This window comes from Streptomyces sp. NPDC104313 (assembly GCF_055583985.1).
In genome coordinates, this window is sequence record NZ_JBVJMW010000001.1 from 583,613 (window position 1) to 599,025 (window position 15,413).

Consider the following 15,413-nt stretch of genomic DNA (forward strand, 5'->3'; position numbering starts at 1 on the left):
GGGGCGTACCGGCGGGCCCAGCAGAGCGCGAAAGCAGACCAACCACTTGATCCCGGGACATCGGACGGCGCCGGTCCCGAAGTCTCCACCAGACGGTCACCACCACAGTCCGAGGACCGAGCTCCGCCCCGCTTGAACACGTGGTCGAGTTGCTAGCTTGGTCTGAAGCAAAGGCGCTCACCAGCCGCGACGGAAAGCAGCGGCCGCACGGGGGAAGGGTCTTCCATGGCATGGGACGAGTGGGAACAGCTGAAGGCCGACGCCGTCCATCGGCAACCCGCCGGGATGCGGTTGAACCAGCTCGACCCCGGGGGCGGCGGCTCGGCGGCCCTGCCCGGGCAGACCGGTGACCTCAAGGTCACCAACGGCGATCTGGTGAAGATCGGCAGCCAGGCACACGGACTCTACGACGAGCTGTGGGGCAAGGCCCGGGTGGCCGTTCCCAGCAGCGACAAAGCGGCCGGTGACCTGAGCGGTCAGGGCTTCGCGCTGGGCGGCGGGCTCAAGCACGTGTCGAAGCGGTGGGACGAGCAGCTGAAGTCGCTCATGGACGCGTGCGCCCATATCGCCAACCACATGCAGGTCACCAAGAAGGTGCACGCCGGTGACGACCACTACATCCAGCGGCAGATGAGCAGCATCGACACCCTGGACGCCGGATTCGACGAGCGGGTCGGCGAGCCGGGCAAGCAGAACCCGGCGTACGAGCAGAAGAAGTAGCAGCGCGACCACAGACGTACAGGGAGAATCGACCACTCATGGATCTCGACGCGCTGCGCTTCGGCAACTTCGCGACGCTCGACGAAGCCGTCTCCGACTGGGGCCTGCTCGTACGCAACCTCACACAACTGAAGAAGCAGGCCGAGGAGGGGTTGCGCAAGGCCGCCAACTCGGCCGACTGGGCCGGCCTGAACGCCCAGGTCACCAAGGAGTTCGTCGGCAAGACCGCCGGTGAGTTCGCCGACGCCCACACCCAGGCCAACACCATCAGCAAGATCCTCACCGACACCCGCGACGAGCTCCGGCAGCACAAGAAGGACGTCGAGGAGGCCATCAGTCGCGGAGCCAAGAAGAATCTGACCGTCGTCGACAACGGCGGCGGCGGTTTCACCGTCACGATGAACATCCACCCGGATCGAGCGGCGAAGGGCACCTCCGTCCCGGAGCACGACCAGAGCGATGTCACCGCGCTGCGCGACGAAGTGCAGGGGATTCTCAAGAAGGCCACGGAGAGCGACACGTCGGCGAGCAAGGTACTGACCGCGATTGCCGACCAGTCCACGATGGGCTTCTCGGACGCCTCCTACAAGGACCGTGACTCCGCGGTCGAGGCCGTCAAGACGGCCGAGGACCTCGCCAGGATCGCGGCGAAGAACCCCGAGGACCTCACGCCCGCCGACTTCGACAAGATCAACAACGGTCTGGACAAGTACAAGGACGACCCGCTGTTCGCCGAGCGCTTCGCCACACAGCTCGGGCCTCAGAAGACCCTCGAATTCTGGCAGGGCATCAACGACCCGGCCGTGAACCCGCACGTGGGCCGCGAACGGCTCGACAAGCTCGACGACCTCCAGCGCAATCTCGGCCTCACGCTCGCCACCGCCACACAGAGCGACTCCGCCGACATGACGAGCTGGAAGGGCAACATGATCAAGCTGGGCGAGCAGCCCATCGGCCGGGACGGCGGCGGCCCCATGGGCTTCCAGGTCATGAGCAACCTGATGCGGACCGGCGACTACGACGACCAGTTCCTCAAGAGCTACGGCACCAAGCTCATGGAGACGGAACGCAAGCTCACCGGCAACGGCGAGCACGACAACATGGCGTGGCAGCACCTGGGCCCGGACCCGTGGCTCAACCGGATCGGCGAGGACAGCGGCGACGACCCGCTGACCGGCTATCTCAAGGGGCTGTCCAACAGCCCGGACGCGGCCACCGACTTCTTCAACCAGGAGTACGTCGCCAAGGACGACTCCCCCTTCGAACGCGACACGGACGGCAACGGCAAGAACGGGAAGATCCCGCTCTCCAACTTCCAGTACCTCTTCGAGGAGCGGGAGTGGCCGCAGGAGACCAACTTCAAGGGCGACGACGACAACACCGGCCGCAACAACCTCGCCCTCGCCCTGGAAGCCGCCACGACCGGGCACCCTGCTGGCGAGCTGCCGACGGCGGACACTCCGGCCCACAACGAGGGGCAGACCAAGCTCTTCGAGTCGATCGTCGCCTCCGTCGCGGACGACAACGAACGGCTCACCAAGCACAACTACATGGGCGACAGCATCGGGCAGATCACCTCGGAGTACCTGCCGGACATCAACCGGGCCATGACCAACGACTCGGACGGCGAAACGGACAACCTGTTCCCCGTCGCCGGCAGCTCAGCCACGCTCAACCACCGAGAAGTGAACGCCCTGTTGCTTACCGTGGGACAGAATGCCGAGGGGTACGCGGCCGTGGAGGTGGCCAACAAGCAGTACATGGCGAACCTCATGGACTACCACATGAACCCGGATCTGCCGGCGGACAAGGTCTACTCGAAGGACACCGAGTTCGCCGTCCTGGAGGTCGCCAACGGTTCGGGCGAGGTGTCCGGGACGCTGGCCATGGGCCGTCAGGAGGCGGTCGCCGGCGAAGCCGAGGAAGCCGACAAGAAGTATGAGCAGTCCGTGGCGCAGTGGAAGAACGCCATCTCGGGGGGCATCGGTACGGGTATCGGCGTGGGTACGTCGTTCGTCGCCAGCCCGGTCGGCGGCGCGGTGGCCGGCGGTGTGGCGGAGACGGCGAGCAGCATGATCCTCGACTCCTTCTTCAAGGACGCCGAGGGTAAGGCCAAAGACAACGCCGGCCCTGTCATGGGCGAGCGGTGGGAGAGCGGCGTCGACAAGAACTCGGAGTACACCGAGAAGGCCGTGGAGGCAGCGGCGAAGGCGCACGGCCGCGACGACCTGATGGACAACAGCATCGACGAGAAGGCGCGAGCGTCCACCCAGGACGGGTTCCGGGCCGCCGGTACGAACACCGAGCAGCTGAATCCTCACTTGAAGACGGACATCTGACCGCATGCCGGAGGCGGCGCCCGCCGCGGCTTCCCCACCCCCACATCGAAAGGCCTCTCACGTTGTCTGTCAGTGGAACTCCTCGGCGTCGCCGGTTCATCGGCAGGGTCGTCTCCCTGTCGGCCGCCGTCGCTCTCGCCGCCACCCTGTCGGGATGCTCCGGCGACGAGCCGCCCAAGAAGGCGTACACCGTGCCCACCTCCCTGTGCGGGATCACCGTGGACCCCGCACTGGTGAAGGCCGTACTGCCCGGCGGAGGCTCCCTCACCACGGCCACCACAAAGCCGAACGGCGGAACAGTCCGCTGCAACCTGTCCGTGGACGGCAAGGAGGCTCTCAGCCTCGCCCAGACCTGGTGGACTCAGGGGCAGACCACGGCAACGGTCTCACAGGGATACTCCAACACGGGCGACGGGACCATGTCGGTAGACGAACGCTTCGTCTACACCGGGAAAGCCGGCGTAGGCAAGACCGTCCCTTCCTGCAAGGTACCGGAGCAGCCGGAGCAGGACCTCTACATCGCGGTTGAGACCCGCGACTCGGGCGTCGACGACCCGGACGCCATCGAGAAACTGCTCGTCGCCTACACCAAGGCGGTCGAAGGGACAGCCGCCTGCGGATGACCCCGCCCGGCGTACAAGGGGGCGTCCGGCCCTGATGCGGCCGGGCGCCCCCTCAGCGCTGTCCGGCCGGCTGCCGCACCAGGAAGTCGCCGAGCAGATGCCCCCCCATGTGAAGACGGACATCTGACCGCATGCCCGGGGACAGCGCCTGCCGCGTCTTCCCCGCCCCAGCATCGAAAGGCTTCTCGCGTTGTCTGTCAGTGGAACTCCTCGGCGTCGTCGGTTCATCGGCAGGGTCGTCGCCGTGTCAACCGCCGTCGCTCTCGCCGCCACCCTGTCGGCGTGCTCCGGCGACGAACCGCCCAAGAAGGCGTACACCGTGCCCACCTCCCTGTGCGGGATCACCGTGGACCCCGCACTGGTGAAGGCCGTACTGCCCGGCGGCGACTCCCTCACCACGGCCACCACAAAGCCGAACGACGGAACAGTCCGCTGCAACCTGTCCGTGGACGGCAAGGAGGCCCTGAGCCTCGCCCAGGCATGGTGGGGGGACAGGGACAGCGCGGCAGGAGTCGCACAGGGATACGCCAACACGGACGACGGGAAGTTGTCGGACGACCTCCGTTTCGTCCACACCGGGAAAGCGGGCGTCGGCCAGACCGTTGCCTCCTGCAAGGTCTCGGAGCACCCCGAGCAGGACCTCTACACGGTGGTTGAGACCCGCGACTCGGGCGTCGACGACCCGGACGCCATCGAGAAACTGCTCGTCGCCTACACCAAGGCGGTCGAAGGGTCAGCCGCCTGCGGATGACCCCGCCCGGCGTACAAGGGGGCGTCCGGCCCTGATGCGGCCGGGCCCCCCTCAGTACTGTCCGGCCGGCTGCCGCACCAGGGAGTCCCACAGGGCCACGGCGTGGTCCACGGTCGAGCGGAGCCGTTGGAGGGACACGCCGTCCCGGGCCTCTATCGACAGCCCGTGCAGGATGGTCGCGTAGAAGGCGGCGATCGCGCCGACGTCCGTCCCCGGTGCCAACTCCCCCTCCTCCACGGCCCGCTCCAGCCGCTTCTCCAGCTCCGAGACCGAAGTCCGCCGCCACCCGGCCAGATGCTCGGCGACCTCCCTGTTCTGGTGCGAACAGTTCGTGGCCGACAGCACGATCATGCAGCCGCTGGGAGTCCCCGGGTCGGCGAAGGTGTCGATGTTGCCGCGCAGCATGGCCTCCACCGCGGCCCGCGCCGTCGGCGCCTCGCGCAGCGCGCGGTTGGTCGCCGAGCCGGCGGTGCGGTCGTAGAGCGCGACGGCCTCGCGGAACAACTGCTCTTTCGAGCCGAATGTGTTGTACAGGCTGGCGGAGTTGATGCCCATGGCGGCGGTCAGGTCCGTGAGCTTCGCGCCCTCGTACCCGAACTCCCAGAACGTCTCCATCGCGCGCCGCAGCGCCGCGGCCCGGTCGAATGCGCGCGGTCGGCCTCTTTCGGCCATGTCTGCCTCCTCGGAGATGGGTTGACCTCCGGTCATCCTGCCTGTCAGTATTTTTGGATCGCTCGACCTAGATAAACCTTAACGTGAAGGGAGCGAGATGCATCGGCTTGCGGGCAAGGTGGCACTGGTGACCGGGGGAAGCCGCGGTATCGGTGCCGCGACCGCCCTCCGACTGGCGGAGGAGGGCGCGGACGTCGCCCTGACGTATGTGAGCGCGGCCGACAAGGCCCAGGAGGTCGTCAAGGCGATCGAGGCGTTCGGACGCAGGGGCCTGGCCATCCAGGCCGACAGCACGGACCCGGCGGCCGTGGTCCGGTCCGTCGAGCGGACCGCGACGGAGCTGGGCCGGCTCGACATCCTGGTCAACAACGCCGGAATCTTCCCCTACGGGCCGATCGGGGATGTGACGCTGGAGGAGATCGACCGCACGCTGGCCGTCCACGTGCGCGCCGTCTTCCTGGCCACTCAGGCAGCCATCCCCCACCTGGGACACGGTGGCCGCGTCATCAGCATCGGCAGCTGCTGGGCCAACCGTGTGCCGGTCCCGGATGTGACGCTGTACGCCATGAGCAAGTCGGCGCTGATCGGCTTCACCAAGGGCCTGGCCCACGACGTGGCGTCCAAGGGGATCACCGCGAACATCGTGGACCCCGGGCCCACCGTCACCGACATGAACCCGGACGGCACGGACGAGGCCGAGGCGGAGCGCCTGCGGACCGCGGCGAAGGTTCTGGGCGCGGGGGCCGACACCGCGAAGGCCGTGGCCTTCCTCGCCGGCCCGGACGCCCAGTGGATCACCGGCACCTCACTGGCGGTCGACGGTGGCTACACCGCCTGACCTGGCGGGACACATAGATCACCATCACCCATGAACTACACGAACCGGACTACCTCTAAGGCGCCGGGAACACCACCCGGACCGCCAGGCCGCCGCCCGGGTTCGCCTCAGCCGTCGCCTCGGCGCCGTGGGCTCGGGCGATGGACGTGACGATCGAGAGGCCGAGGCCCACTCCTTCGCCCGGCGCGTGCCGGCGCGCGTTCAGCCGGCGGAAGGGCTCGAAGAGCAGGGGCACGTCTTCGGCGGGCACGACCGGTCCGGTGTTGGTGATCTCCAGGCTGTGGCACCCGGCCGCCGTGGCCGTGGCCGTGATCCCGATGGTGCCGCCGCGATGGTTGTAGCGGATCGCGTTGCCCATCAGGTTGTTCACCAGATGGGTGAGGAGGACGGGATCGCCCTCCACGGTCATCGGCTCCGCCAGGATCCGCAGGGTGATGCCCTGTTCCCGGGCCTCGTCGCCGAATCCGGCCGCGACGATCGCGACGGTCTCGCCGAGCGCCACCGGTTCGCGGCGCTCCAGGTCACCTCCGTGGCTGGCGGCGAGCAGGAGGAGCGACTCGATGAGCTGTTCGCTGGTGTCGGCCGCGTCGATGAGCCGGTTCCGGATCCACTGGATGCGTTCCGGTTTGGGGTCGGGATCGGCCAGGCCGATCTCGGCAAGCGAGCGCTGGACCGCCAGTGGTGTGCGCAGCTCATGGGCGGCATTGGCGGCGAAACGCTGCTGTGCGCCCACCAGTTGTTCGATCCGGCCCAGCATCTGATCGAAGGTGTCGGCGAGTTGCTTGAGCTCGCCCGGCGGGGCCTTGAGGTCGATGCGTTGGTGGAGGTTCTCACCGGAGAGCTTGCGCGCGGTGGCCGTGATCAGGCCGACGGGACGCAGCACCCGGCCCGCCATCCACCAGGCCAGGAACACCGAGAAGGCGGCAAAGACGGCGAGGGCGATCGCGGAGACGGTGAGCAGCCGGTGGAGCGTGGTGTCCGCGCCTATCCGCACGGCCTCGGTCACCGTATGGCTGTCGATCTCCTCCGGCGAGATCAGTTCTCCGGGAATGATGTGCGCGCCGGTGCGCTCGCCCTCCGGCAACAGATCGACCGCACCGCCGATTCGGGTGTCGAGCCCGTCCTGGACGAGCAGGTAGATGACCGTGACCAGGACGCAGCCGGCCATCACCAGCAGGCCTCCGTAGAGGGCGGTGAGCCGGGCCCGCTCACTCGCGAGCCGTACCCGCGGAACCCGCCACGGAACCAGGCGCGCGAGGGGACGCGCGGTCAACGGCCGGCCCCTGCCGTGCCGTACGCGATGCGGTACCCCGCCCCGGGAACCGTCTCCACCACCTGCGGTTCCCCGAGCTTCCCCCGCAGCCGGCTCAGCGCGACCCGGACCGGATTCGTGTCGTACCCCGCGTGTTCGTCCCACACCCTTTCGATCAGGTCCTCGCCGCTGACGATGGAGCCGTCGGCCCGCATGAGGGTTTCGAGTACGGCGAACTCCTTGCGGGTCAGATTCAGGTGATGCCCGTTCCGGCTGGCCCGCCGCCGCGGGATGTCCAGCACGATGCCCGCCCGTTCGAGCACCGGCGGCAGCGCGGGCTGGGCCCGGCGGCCCAGTGCCAGCACCCGGGCGAGGAGTTCGTCGTACGCGAACGGCTTGGTGAGATAGTCGTCGGCGCCGAGGCCGAGCCCCTCGACCCGGTCCCGTACGGTCCCGGACGCCGTGAGCATCAGGACCCGGGTGAGAAGCCGCTGTGCCACGGCGCGGCGGCAGACCTCGTCACCGTGCATACCGGGCAGGTCGCGGTCGAGTACGAGTACGTCGTAGTCGTTGGTCTGGAGTTTGCGCAGACCGATGGCGCCGTCGTGGGCGATGTCCACCGTGATCGCGTCGCGGCGCAGCCCCTCGGCGATCATCTCGGCCAGGATTGCCTCGTCTTCCACCAGTAGTACGCGCATCCGCCCTGTCTACCCGATGGTGGCATTACGGCGCTGTGACGCGCTCGGTAAGAGAAGCGACACGGCTGCTTCGGTCACTGTTCCTCCCGTCCGTACTCAGGTGAGTCCGTAAGGGAAGTGGAACCATGAGGAATCGCAAGCTCACCCTGGCCGTCGCGTCGGGCATCGCCGGTCTGGCCCTGTTCGCCTCCGGCTGCTCCGACTCCTCCGGCGAAGGGGTGAAGTCGTCGGCCGCCGAGGAGTCGGCCGCGCCCGAGGGCGGCTCGGGCGGAAACAGCGTCCCGTCGGACGTCGTCGACGCGGACCAGAAGCTGCGCAAGTGCCTTCGGGAGAAGGGCGTCAAGATCGCCGATCTTCCGCCGGGCGCGGACCCGCGCTCGCAGACGCTCGTCGAGCCGGACGGCACCTCTCCGGAGAAGTGGCAGAAGGCGCTGGGAGAGTGCGGGATCTCAGCACCGGGCGGCGGCGGTGAAGGCGCCGCGGACCAGCAGCAGGCGGACCAGCAGCTCAAGATCGTCCAGTGTCTGCGCGGCAAGGGCTTCACCATGCCCGACCCTAGGCCCGCCAAGAACGGTATGAGCGAGGGCTTCCGCATTCCCGAGGGGGCCGACCGCGACAAGTTCATGGCAGCCATGAACAAGTGCGCCGCGTGAGGCGCCGCACCATAGCCGTCTCGGTCGCGCTGATCGCGGCCGTCGCGGGCGGCGGCTTCGCCGTCACCGCTCTCGGCGAACCGCGGACCGGGGAGGGCGGGCAGGCCCGGACCGCCCTCCCGCCCGCCACCGCCCCCGTGGTCAAGGGCGATCTGAGCAACAGCACCGGCATCGACGGAACCCTCGGCTACTCCCGGCAGCACAAGCTCAACGCGGGCGCGGCCGGCGTGCTGACCTGGATCACCTCCGGCGGCTCCAAGATCAAACGCGATGGCAGGCTGTACGCGGTGAACGGCAAGGACGTCCGGCTGATGTACGGCGCCGAGCCGATGTACCGCATGCTGGAAACCGGCTCCAAGGGCACCGACGTACTCCAGCTGGAGGAGAACCTCCGCGAGCTCGGATACGGGACCGGGCTCGCCATCGACGGCACGTACACCTCCGGCACCGCCACGGCGGTCAAACGGTGGCAGAAGGCGCACGAACAGAAGCAGACCGGCCGGATCGGCCCGGAGCAGATCGCCTTCTCCGCGGGGCCCGTACGGATCCAGAGCGCCGAAGCGGCGGCCGGTGACCGGACGGCACCCGGCCAGGCGATCCTGACCACCACCGGTTCCGATCGTGTCGTCCAGCTGGACGCCAAGGTCTCCGAGGCCTCACTGGCGAAGACCGGTGGCAAGGTCGACGTGGAGCTGCCCGACGGCACCGTCACCAAGGGCACCGTCACCTCGGTCGCCTCCGTGACGAAGCCGGGCTCGGACCCGAACGACAAGACCCCGCGCGTCGGCATCGTCGTCACCTTCGACGACGCGGACCGGGTCAAGGGCTTCGACAAGTCCCCGGCCACCGTCAGATTCCGCGGTGAGACGCGTCAGAACGTGCTCAGTGTGCCGGTCGGCGCGCTGCTCGCACTGGACGACGGCTCGTTCGGCGTCCAGGTCGTCGAGGGCGGCAGGGCGCGCGAGGTCAAGGTGAGGCTCGGTCTCTTCGCGCAGGGCCGGGTCGAGGTGGTGGGCGACGGACTGGGCGCGGGCATGAAGGTCGGGGTGCCGACGTCATGAGCGGCACCTTCCCGCACCCGCGCGCGGCCGGGTCCGGCCCGATGGCACCGGCCTCCCCGGTCCCGGTCCCGGTGGTCGAGCTGGCCGGGGTGACCAAGGAGTACCCGGGCGGGGTCGCCGCGCTGCGCGGGGTGGACCTGACGATCAACGCGGGCGAACTGCTGGCGATCGTCGGCCCCTCGGGCTCCGGAAAATCCACCCTCCTCCATATCGTCGGCACCCTCGACCGGCCCACGGCCGGCTCGGTCGCCGTCGCCGGACACGACGTCAGCCGGCTCTCCGACCGCAAGCTCTCCGCACTGCGCGCCCAGCACATCGGCTTCGTCTTCCAGGCGTTCCACCTGGTGCCGGGCATCAGCGCCCAGGAGAACGTGGCCGAGGGGCTCCTCTACTCCGGGCTGCCGCGCGCCGAACGGCACAGACAGGCCGCCCTCGCCCTGGACCGGGTCGGCCTCGGCAACCGGATGAGACACCGGCCGCACGAGCTGTCCGGCGGCCAGAAGCAGCGCGTCGCCATCGCCCGCGCGGTCGTCGGCGAACCCGATCTGCTGCTCGCGGACGAACCGACCGGCGCCCTGGACACCTCGTCCGGCGAAGCGGTCATGCAACTGATCCACGACCTCAACCAGGAGGGCGCGACCATCGCCGTCATCACCCACGACTCGGAGATCGCCGAGATGCTGCCGAGGCAGGTGCGGATCCGGGACGGGCAGGTCGTACAGGACAGAGCGGGGCAGGCCGGCCCGGCGCGGGGAAACGCGGCACGAGGAGACGCGGCGCAGGGAAGCCCGGCACGAGGAAACGTATCCGCGCGGGTCGAGGGTGACGCCCCATGAGCACCGACCGGCGGCGGCCGGTACTCAAGGCGGCCCGGCTGACCCCGCGCGACATCCTGCACACCGGCTCGGCCGGGATGCGCAGCCGGCCCCTGCGGGTGGTGCTGTCCGCCCTCGGGATCGCCATCGGGATCGCCACGATGATCTCGGTGGTCGGCATCTCGGCCTCCAGCGAGAAGAAGCTCCTCCAAGAGCTCGACAAGCTGGGGACCAACATGCTGATGATCACCCCCGGCGAAGATCTGCTGACCGGGAAGAGCCCCCCGATGGCCAAGGACGCGGTCGGCAAGGTGGCCAGGATCGACGGCGTCGAACACGTCGGCGGCACCGGCCTGTTGGAGCACTCCGTCCGCCGCTCGGAGAAGATCTCCGAGGACATCACCGGCGGAATCACGGTCCAGGCCGCCACCGAGGACCTGCCGGCCACCCTGCGCGCGAAGCTCCGCACCGGGACCTGGCTCAACAAGGCCACCGGCGGATATCCGGCGGTCGTCCTGGGCGATGTCGCGGCGGACCGCCTCGGCATCTCCCGGCCGGGCCAGCGGGTGCACATCGACGGCCGGTACTTCACCGTCCTCGGAATCCTCGACGACCTGCCGCTCTCCCCCGAGATCGCGCGCTCGGCGCTGGTCGGGTGGGACATCGCCCAGAGCGGGCTCGGCTTCGACGGCCACCCGACGACGCTGTACGAACGCTCCGCGGACGCCGCGGTCGGCAAGGTCCGGAGCCTCGTCGCCCGGACCGTGGACCCGCAGACCCCGCGCAACGTCCGTGTCACGGACCCGTCGTCCGGCCTCCAGGCGAAGGCCGCGACCGAGGGCGCGTTCAGCAATCTGCTGCTCGGCCTCGGTGGAGTGGCACTGCTGGTGGGCGGTGTCGGGGTGGCCAACACCATGATCATCTCAGTGCTGGAGCGACGGTACGAGATCGGACTGCGCCGCTCCATCGGCGCGACCCGGGGTCAGATCCGGAGCCAGTTCGTCACCGAGTCCCTGCTGCTGTCCGGCCTCGGCGGCGCGGCGGGCATCGTCCTCGGATCGGCGGCGACGGGCGCGTACGCGGCGAGCAGCGGGCTGCCGTGGGTGGTTCCGCTCTGGGCGGTCGGCGGTGGGTTCGGCGCGACACTGGTGATCGGTACGGTCGCGGGCCTCTATCCGGCGGTACGGGCGTCCCGCCTGTCGCCGACGCTGGCGCTGCACGCCGCGTAGGCCCCGGCCGCCGCGGACCCCACGAAGCGGTGCGTGTGCGGCCGGGGCGCCAAGGCCTCCCGCCAGGCCCGGCCCAGATACGTACGACACGTACGACACGTACGACACGACAGCGTCAGGCCACCCAACCGGCCGCATAAGCAACCCCTGAGTCCTTCCGCACTCTCCCTGCATACCAAGTATGCCGGGGGCGGAGTCGAACGGTTCTACGACCAACCCTCCCTACGGATGAACGAACTTCGTTCGTCCCTCACTCAACTCCAGGAGGAGACTTGCGCACACAAGTGAAAATGGCCTGCATATCCACGATCGCCGCTGCGGCGGCCGTGGCACTGACCGCGGGCATGACCGGCCCGGCAGCGGCAGAGCGCCGGACCGGTCCGGCCGCCGACGGGGCGGCTTCGTTCCGCGGCGCGGGCAAGGCGGAGCACCGGATCACCCTGATCACGGGTGACCGGGTGCTGGTCGACGCGAAGGGCCGCGTCGTCCAGTTCCAGCCCGCCAAGGGCCGTGAGGGGATTCCGGTTCAGACCCTGAGCACCGACGGGCGCACCCATGTCGTCCCGCACGACGCCCAGCGGCTGATCGCCGAGGGGAAGCTCGACCGGCGGCTCTTCGATGTGACGGAGCTGAGCCGCGCCGAGAGCCGCAGGGCGTACCGCGACGGCCTGAAGGTCATCGTCGGCTACCGCGGCGCGGCGAAGACGGCGAAGACGGAGGTCCGCTCCGCGGGCGACACCGAGGTCCGCAGGACTCTGGCGTCCCTGAACGCGGACGCCGTGACCACGCCCGTCTCCGACACGACCGAGCTGTGGGAGGCACTGACCCGCTCCACCGGCTCCGCCGCGCGCTCCACCGCGTCCGGGATCAGCCATGTCTGGCTGGACGGGATCCGCCGGGCGAACCTCGACACCAGCGTCGGCCAGATCGGCGCCCCGAAGGCCTGGTCGTCGAAGCTGACCGGCAAGGGCGTGAAGATCGCGGTCCTGGACACCGGCGTCGACGCGACCCACCCGGACCTCAAGGGCCAGGTGACCGGGGCCCGGAACTTCTCCTCGTCGCCCGACACCAAGGACCGGGTCGGCCACGGCACGCACGTCGCGTCCATCGCGGCCGGCACGGGGGCCAAGTCCGGCGGCAAGTACAAGGGCGTCGCGTACGAGGCGGACGTTCTCAACGGCAAGGTCCTGGACGACCATGGTGGCGGCGAGGACTCCGACATCATCGCCGGCATGGACTGGGCCGTCGCCCAGGGCGCCGACATCATCAACCTCAGCCTCGGCGGATACGACTCCCCCGGGCTGGACCCGCTGGAGATCCACGTCAACAAGCTGACGGCCGAGAAGGGCGTGCTGTTCGCCGTGTCGGCGGGCAACAGCGGCCCGACCGCGGGGACGATCGGCTCGCCCGGCAGTGCGGACGCCGCGCTGACCGTCGGCGCGGTCGACGACAAGGACAAGGTCGCCGACCTCTCCAGCGTCGGCCCCCGCACCGGCGGCGGCGCGATCAAGCCCGACGTCACCGCCCCCGGCGTCGACACCACCGCCGCCTCCGCCTCCGGCAGCCAATTCGCCGAGGAACGCGGCGAGAAACCCGCCGGCTACCTCACCATCTCCGGCACCTCCATGGCCGCACCGCACGTCGCCGGCGCAGCCGCCCTCCTCAAGCAGCAGCACAAGGACTGGAAGGCCGACCGACTCAAGGCCGTCCTGACCTCCTCCACCAAGGGCGGCGACTACAGCGCCTTCCAGCAGGGCTCCGGCCGCATCGCCGTCGACAAGGCGATCGAGCAGACCGTCATCGCCGAGTCCGGCCCGGTCAGCTTCGGCACCCAGCTGTGGCCGCACACCGACGACAAGCCCGTCACCGAACAGATCACCTACCGCAACCTCGGCGACAAGCCCGTCACCCTCGACCTGACCGCCACCACCTTCGGCCCCAAGGGCAAGCCCACCCCGGCCGGCTTCTTCACCCTCGGACAGAACAAGATCACCATCCCCGGGAACGGGACCGCCACCGTCGACGTCACCGCCGACACCCGCATCGGCGGCGACGACGACGGCCACTACTCCGCCACCGTCATCGCCACCACCGCCGACGGCCAGACCGTCCGCACCGCCGCCGCCGTGGACCGCGAGGTGGAGTCGTACGAGGTCACCGTCAAGCACCTGGGCAGGGACGGCGCGGCCGACGGGAACCTCAGCTCGTGGCTGGTCGGCCACGCCGGCGGCTGGCACTATCTGAGCGACCCGTCCGGCACCTCCAAGGCCCGGCTGCCGAAGGGCGACTACACCCTCAGCTCCAGCGGCGCGACCGACCCGGACGACTGGTCCAAGGGCTTTGACGCGCTGGTCCAGCCGACTCTGAGCATCGACAAGAACACCACGCTCACCGTCGACGCCCGCACGACCAAGCCCGTCTCCCTCGGCGTCCCGGACGCCACGGCCAAGGAGACCTCCGCCGTGGTCGGCTTCGCGGTGCAGAAGAAGGACAGCTATCTGAACGGCGGCTGGGTCCTGTCGTCGCTCCAGAACGTCCGGACCACGCACGTCGGCCCCGAGGTCACCGACGGTTCGTTCAGCCATTCCCTGAACGCCCGCTGGGAGACCAAGGCGTCCGACTACCACGTGGTCACCGGCGGCAAGGCCAAGAAGTTCTACACCGGCTTCACCAAGAACTACAAGGCGAGCGAACTGGCCACCGTGAAGGTCGGACTCGGCGCCTCCGGCAGCACCGCCAAGAAGGGCGGTCTCACGGTCTTCGGCTACGCGCCCAACAGCCACGTGGGCCTCATAGAGACCGTCCCGCGCAAGGCGCCCGGCACCCGCACGCTGCACCTGTCGGCCGAACAGTCCGAGTGGGACATGACCTACCAGCAGACCTCCGGAGTGAACTCGGGCGGCTGGCCGGTCAAGGACGCCTTCTACAAATTCGTCGCGAACAAGTCCTACAAGGCCGGCAAGTCGTACACGGAGAACTTCAACACCGCCGTCTTCAGCCCGGCGGTCGGCAAGGACCACGGCGTCTTCCGCGAGGGCAACAAGATCACCGGCTCCCTGCCGGTGTTCGCCGACGGCAGCGGGAACGCGGGCTCGTCGGACTTCTCCTCGGTGAAGACCACGCTCCACAAGGGCAAGACGAAGGTCGGCGAGAACAAGGACCCGCTCTCCGGCAAAGCGCCGTTCACGGTCGGCGCCGCCGACGCCGAATACACCCTGAAGACCTCGGTCTCGCGCAGCGCCGAAGTCGCCAAGGCCGGCAGCCGCATCGACGCCTCCTGGACCTTCCGGTCCAAGAAGCCGTCCGGTGACAAGGTGACGCAGCTCGCCGTCTCCACGGCCCGCTTCGGTGCGAAGGTCGCCCTGGACGGGACCGTCAAGGCCGGCGCCACCCAGACGGTGCCCGTCACCGTGCAGGGCCCGGCGGCCGGGAAGAACCTCAAGTCGCTGGCCGTCAAGGTCTCCTACGACGGCGGCAAGACCTGGAGGAAGCTGACCGTCAGCAAGGGCAAGGTCAGCGTCAAGAACCCCGCCAAGGGCAAGGCGGTCTCCTTCAAGGCGGACGTCGCCGACAAGAAGGGCAACAAGGGAACGGTCACCCTGTTCAACGCCTACCACGGCAAGTGACACAGTGACGCGGGCGTCCCCGCGGGGGCCGAGCGGCCCGGCCGTGAGGACGCCCGCACCCTGCTGACACCCCGAACCCGCTCTATCGCCTCATCGCTTCATCGCTTCACGGAGGCGGTCCACCGGAGAACCGGTG

The 15,413-nt window shown here is 69.2% G+C and carries 13 protein-coding genes; 10 read left to right on the forward strand and 3 right to left on the reverse strand.

What is annotated here, in order from left to right:
- Positions 1-225 precede the first annotated feature (225 nt).
- The 4 genes from ACZ60Q_RS02635 to ACZ60Q_RS02650 all read left to right on the forward strand — a co-directional run bounded on the left by ACZ60Q_RS02635 (position 226) and on the right by ACZ60Q_RS02650 (position 4,433).
- Positions 226-720 carry a hypothetical protein gene (locus tag ACZ60Q_RS02635; protein ID WP_469627272.1) on the forward strand — a complete coding sequence of 165 codons (495 nt, stop codon included), beginning with the start codon at positions 226-228 and terminating at the stop codon, positions 718-720.
- Between the two features lie 38 nt (positions 721-758).
- The gene (locus ACZ60Q_RS02640) at positions 759-3,059 is read left to right on the forward strand and encodes a hypothetical protein (protein WP_469627276.1); all 2,301 of its coding nucleotides are present in this window, start codon (positions 759-761) and stop codon (positions 3,057-3,059) included.
- A gap of 62 nt (positions 3,060-3,121) precedes the next feature.
- Positions 3,122-3,682, forward strand: coding sequence for a hypothetical protein (locus ACZ60Q_RS02645; protein WP_469627279.1), 561 nt, complete (start codon positions 3,122-3,124; stop codon positions 3,680-3,682).
- A gap of 190 nt (positions 3,683-3,872) precedes the next feature.
- On the forward strand, positions 3,873-4,433 hold the full coding sequence (locus tag ACZ60Q_RS02650) for a hypothetical protein (protein WP_469627282.1): 561 nt from the start codon (positions 3,873-3,875) through the stop codon (positions 4,431-4,433).
- Between the two features lie 51 nt (positions 4,434-4,484).
- Here ACZ60Q_RS02650 and ACZ60Q_RS02655 read toward each other — a convergent pair whose 3' ends face one another.
- Positions 4,485-5,105, reverse strand: coding sequence for a TetR/AcrR family transcriptional regulator (locus tag ACZ60Q_RS02655; protein ID WP_469627285.1), 621 nt, complete (start codon positions 5,103-5,105; stop codon positions 4,485-4,487).
- 97 nt (positions 5,106-5,202) lie between these two features.
- Here ACZ60Q_RS02655 and ACZ60Q_RS02660 point away from each other — a divergent pair, with 97 nt between their 5' ends.
- Positions 5,203-5,943, forward strand: a complete 741-nt coding sequence (locus ACZ60Q_RS02660; protein ID WP_469627287.1) for an SDR family NAD(P)-dependent oxidoreductase — start codon at positions 5,203-5,205, stop codon at positions 5,941-5,943.
- A gap of 55 nt (positions 5,944-5,998) precedes the next feature.
- Here the strand turns inward: ACZ60Q_RS02660 and ACZ60Q_RS02665 are convergent, their stop codons facing one another.
- Together ACZ60Q_RS02665 and ACZ60Q_RS02670 are read right to left on the reverse strand one after the other, a co-directional pair.
- Positions 5,999-7,216, reverse strand: a complete 1,218-nt coding sequence (locus ACZ60Q_RS02665; protein WP_469627290.1) for a sensor histidine kinase — start codon at positions 7,214-7,216, stop codon at positions 5,999-6,001.
- Positions 7,213-7,893: a response regulator transcription factor gene (locus ACZ60Q_RS02670; protein ID WP_469627293.1), complete on the reverse strand. Its 681-nt coding sequence runs from the start codon at positions 7,891-7,893 to the stop codon at positions 7,213-7,215. Before ACZ60Q_RS02670 ends, ACZ60Q_RS02665 begins: the two co-directional genes overlap by 4 nt.
- A gap of 125 nt (positions 7,894-8,018) precedes the next feature.
- On the opposite strand from ACZ60Q_RS02670, the gene ACZ60Q_RS02675 reads away from it, so the two are divergent.
- The 5 genes from ACZ60Q_RS02675 (at position 8,019) to ACZ60Q_RS02695 (ending at position 15,277) form a co-directional block, all read left to right on the forward strand.
- A complete protein-coding gene (locus ACZ60Q_RS02675; protein ID WP_469627296.1) occupies positions 8,019-8,546 on the forward strand; it encodes a hypothetical protein in 528 nt (175 codons plus the stop codon).
- Positions 8,543-9,607 (forward strand): peptidoglycan-binding protein, encoded by a 1,065-nt coding sequence (locus ACZ60Q_RS02680; protein WP_469627299.1) that lies wholly within the window; start codon positions 8,543-8,545, stop codon positions 9,605-9,607. Before ACZ60Q_RS02675 ends, ACZ60Q_RS02680 begins: the two co-directional genes overlap by 4 nt.
- A gap of 41 nt (positions 9,608-9,648) precedes the next feature.
- Entirely contained in the window at positions 9,649-10,443 is a 795-nt protein-coding gene (locus tag ACZ60Q_RS02685) for an ABC transporter ATP-binding protein (RefSeq protein ID WP_469627990.1), read from the forward strand.
- Positions 10,440-11,651, forward strand: coding sequence for an ABC transporter permease (locus ACZ60Q_RS02690; RefSeq protein WP_469627301.1), 1,212 nt, complete (start codon positions 10,440-10,442; stop codon positions 11,649-11,651). Before ACZ60Q_RS02685 ends, ACZ60Q_RS02690 begins: the two co-directional genes overlap by 4 nt.
- A 290-nt stretch (positions 11,652-11,941) precedes the next feature.
- Positions 11,942-15,277 (forward strand): S8 family peptidase, encoded by a 3,336-nt coding sequence (locus tag ACZ60Q_RS02695; protein WP_469627304.1) that lies wholly within the window; start codon positions 11,942-11,944, stop codon positions 15,275-15,277.
- Positions 15,278-15,413 lie beyond the last annotated feature (136 nt).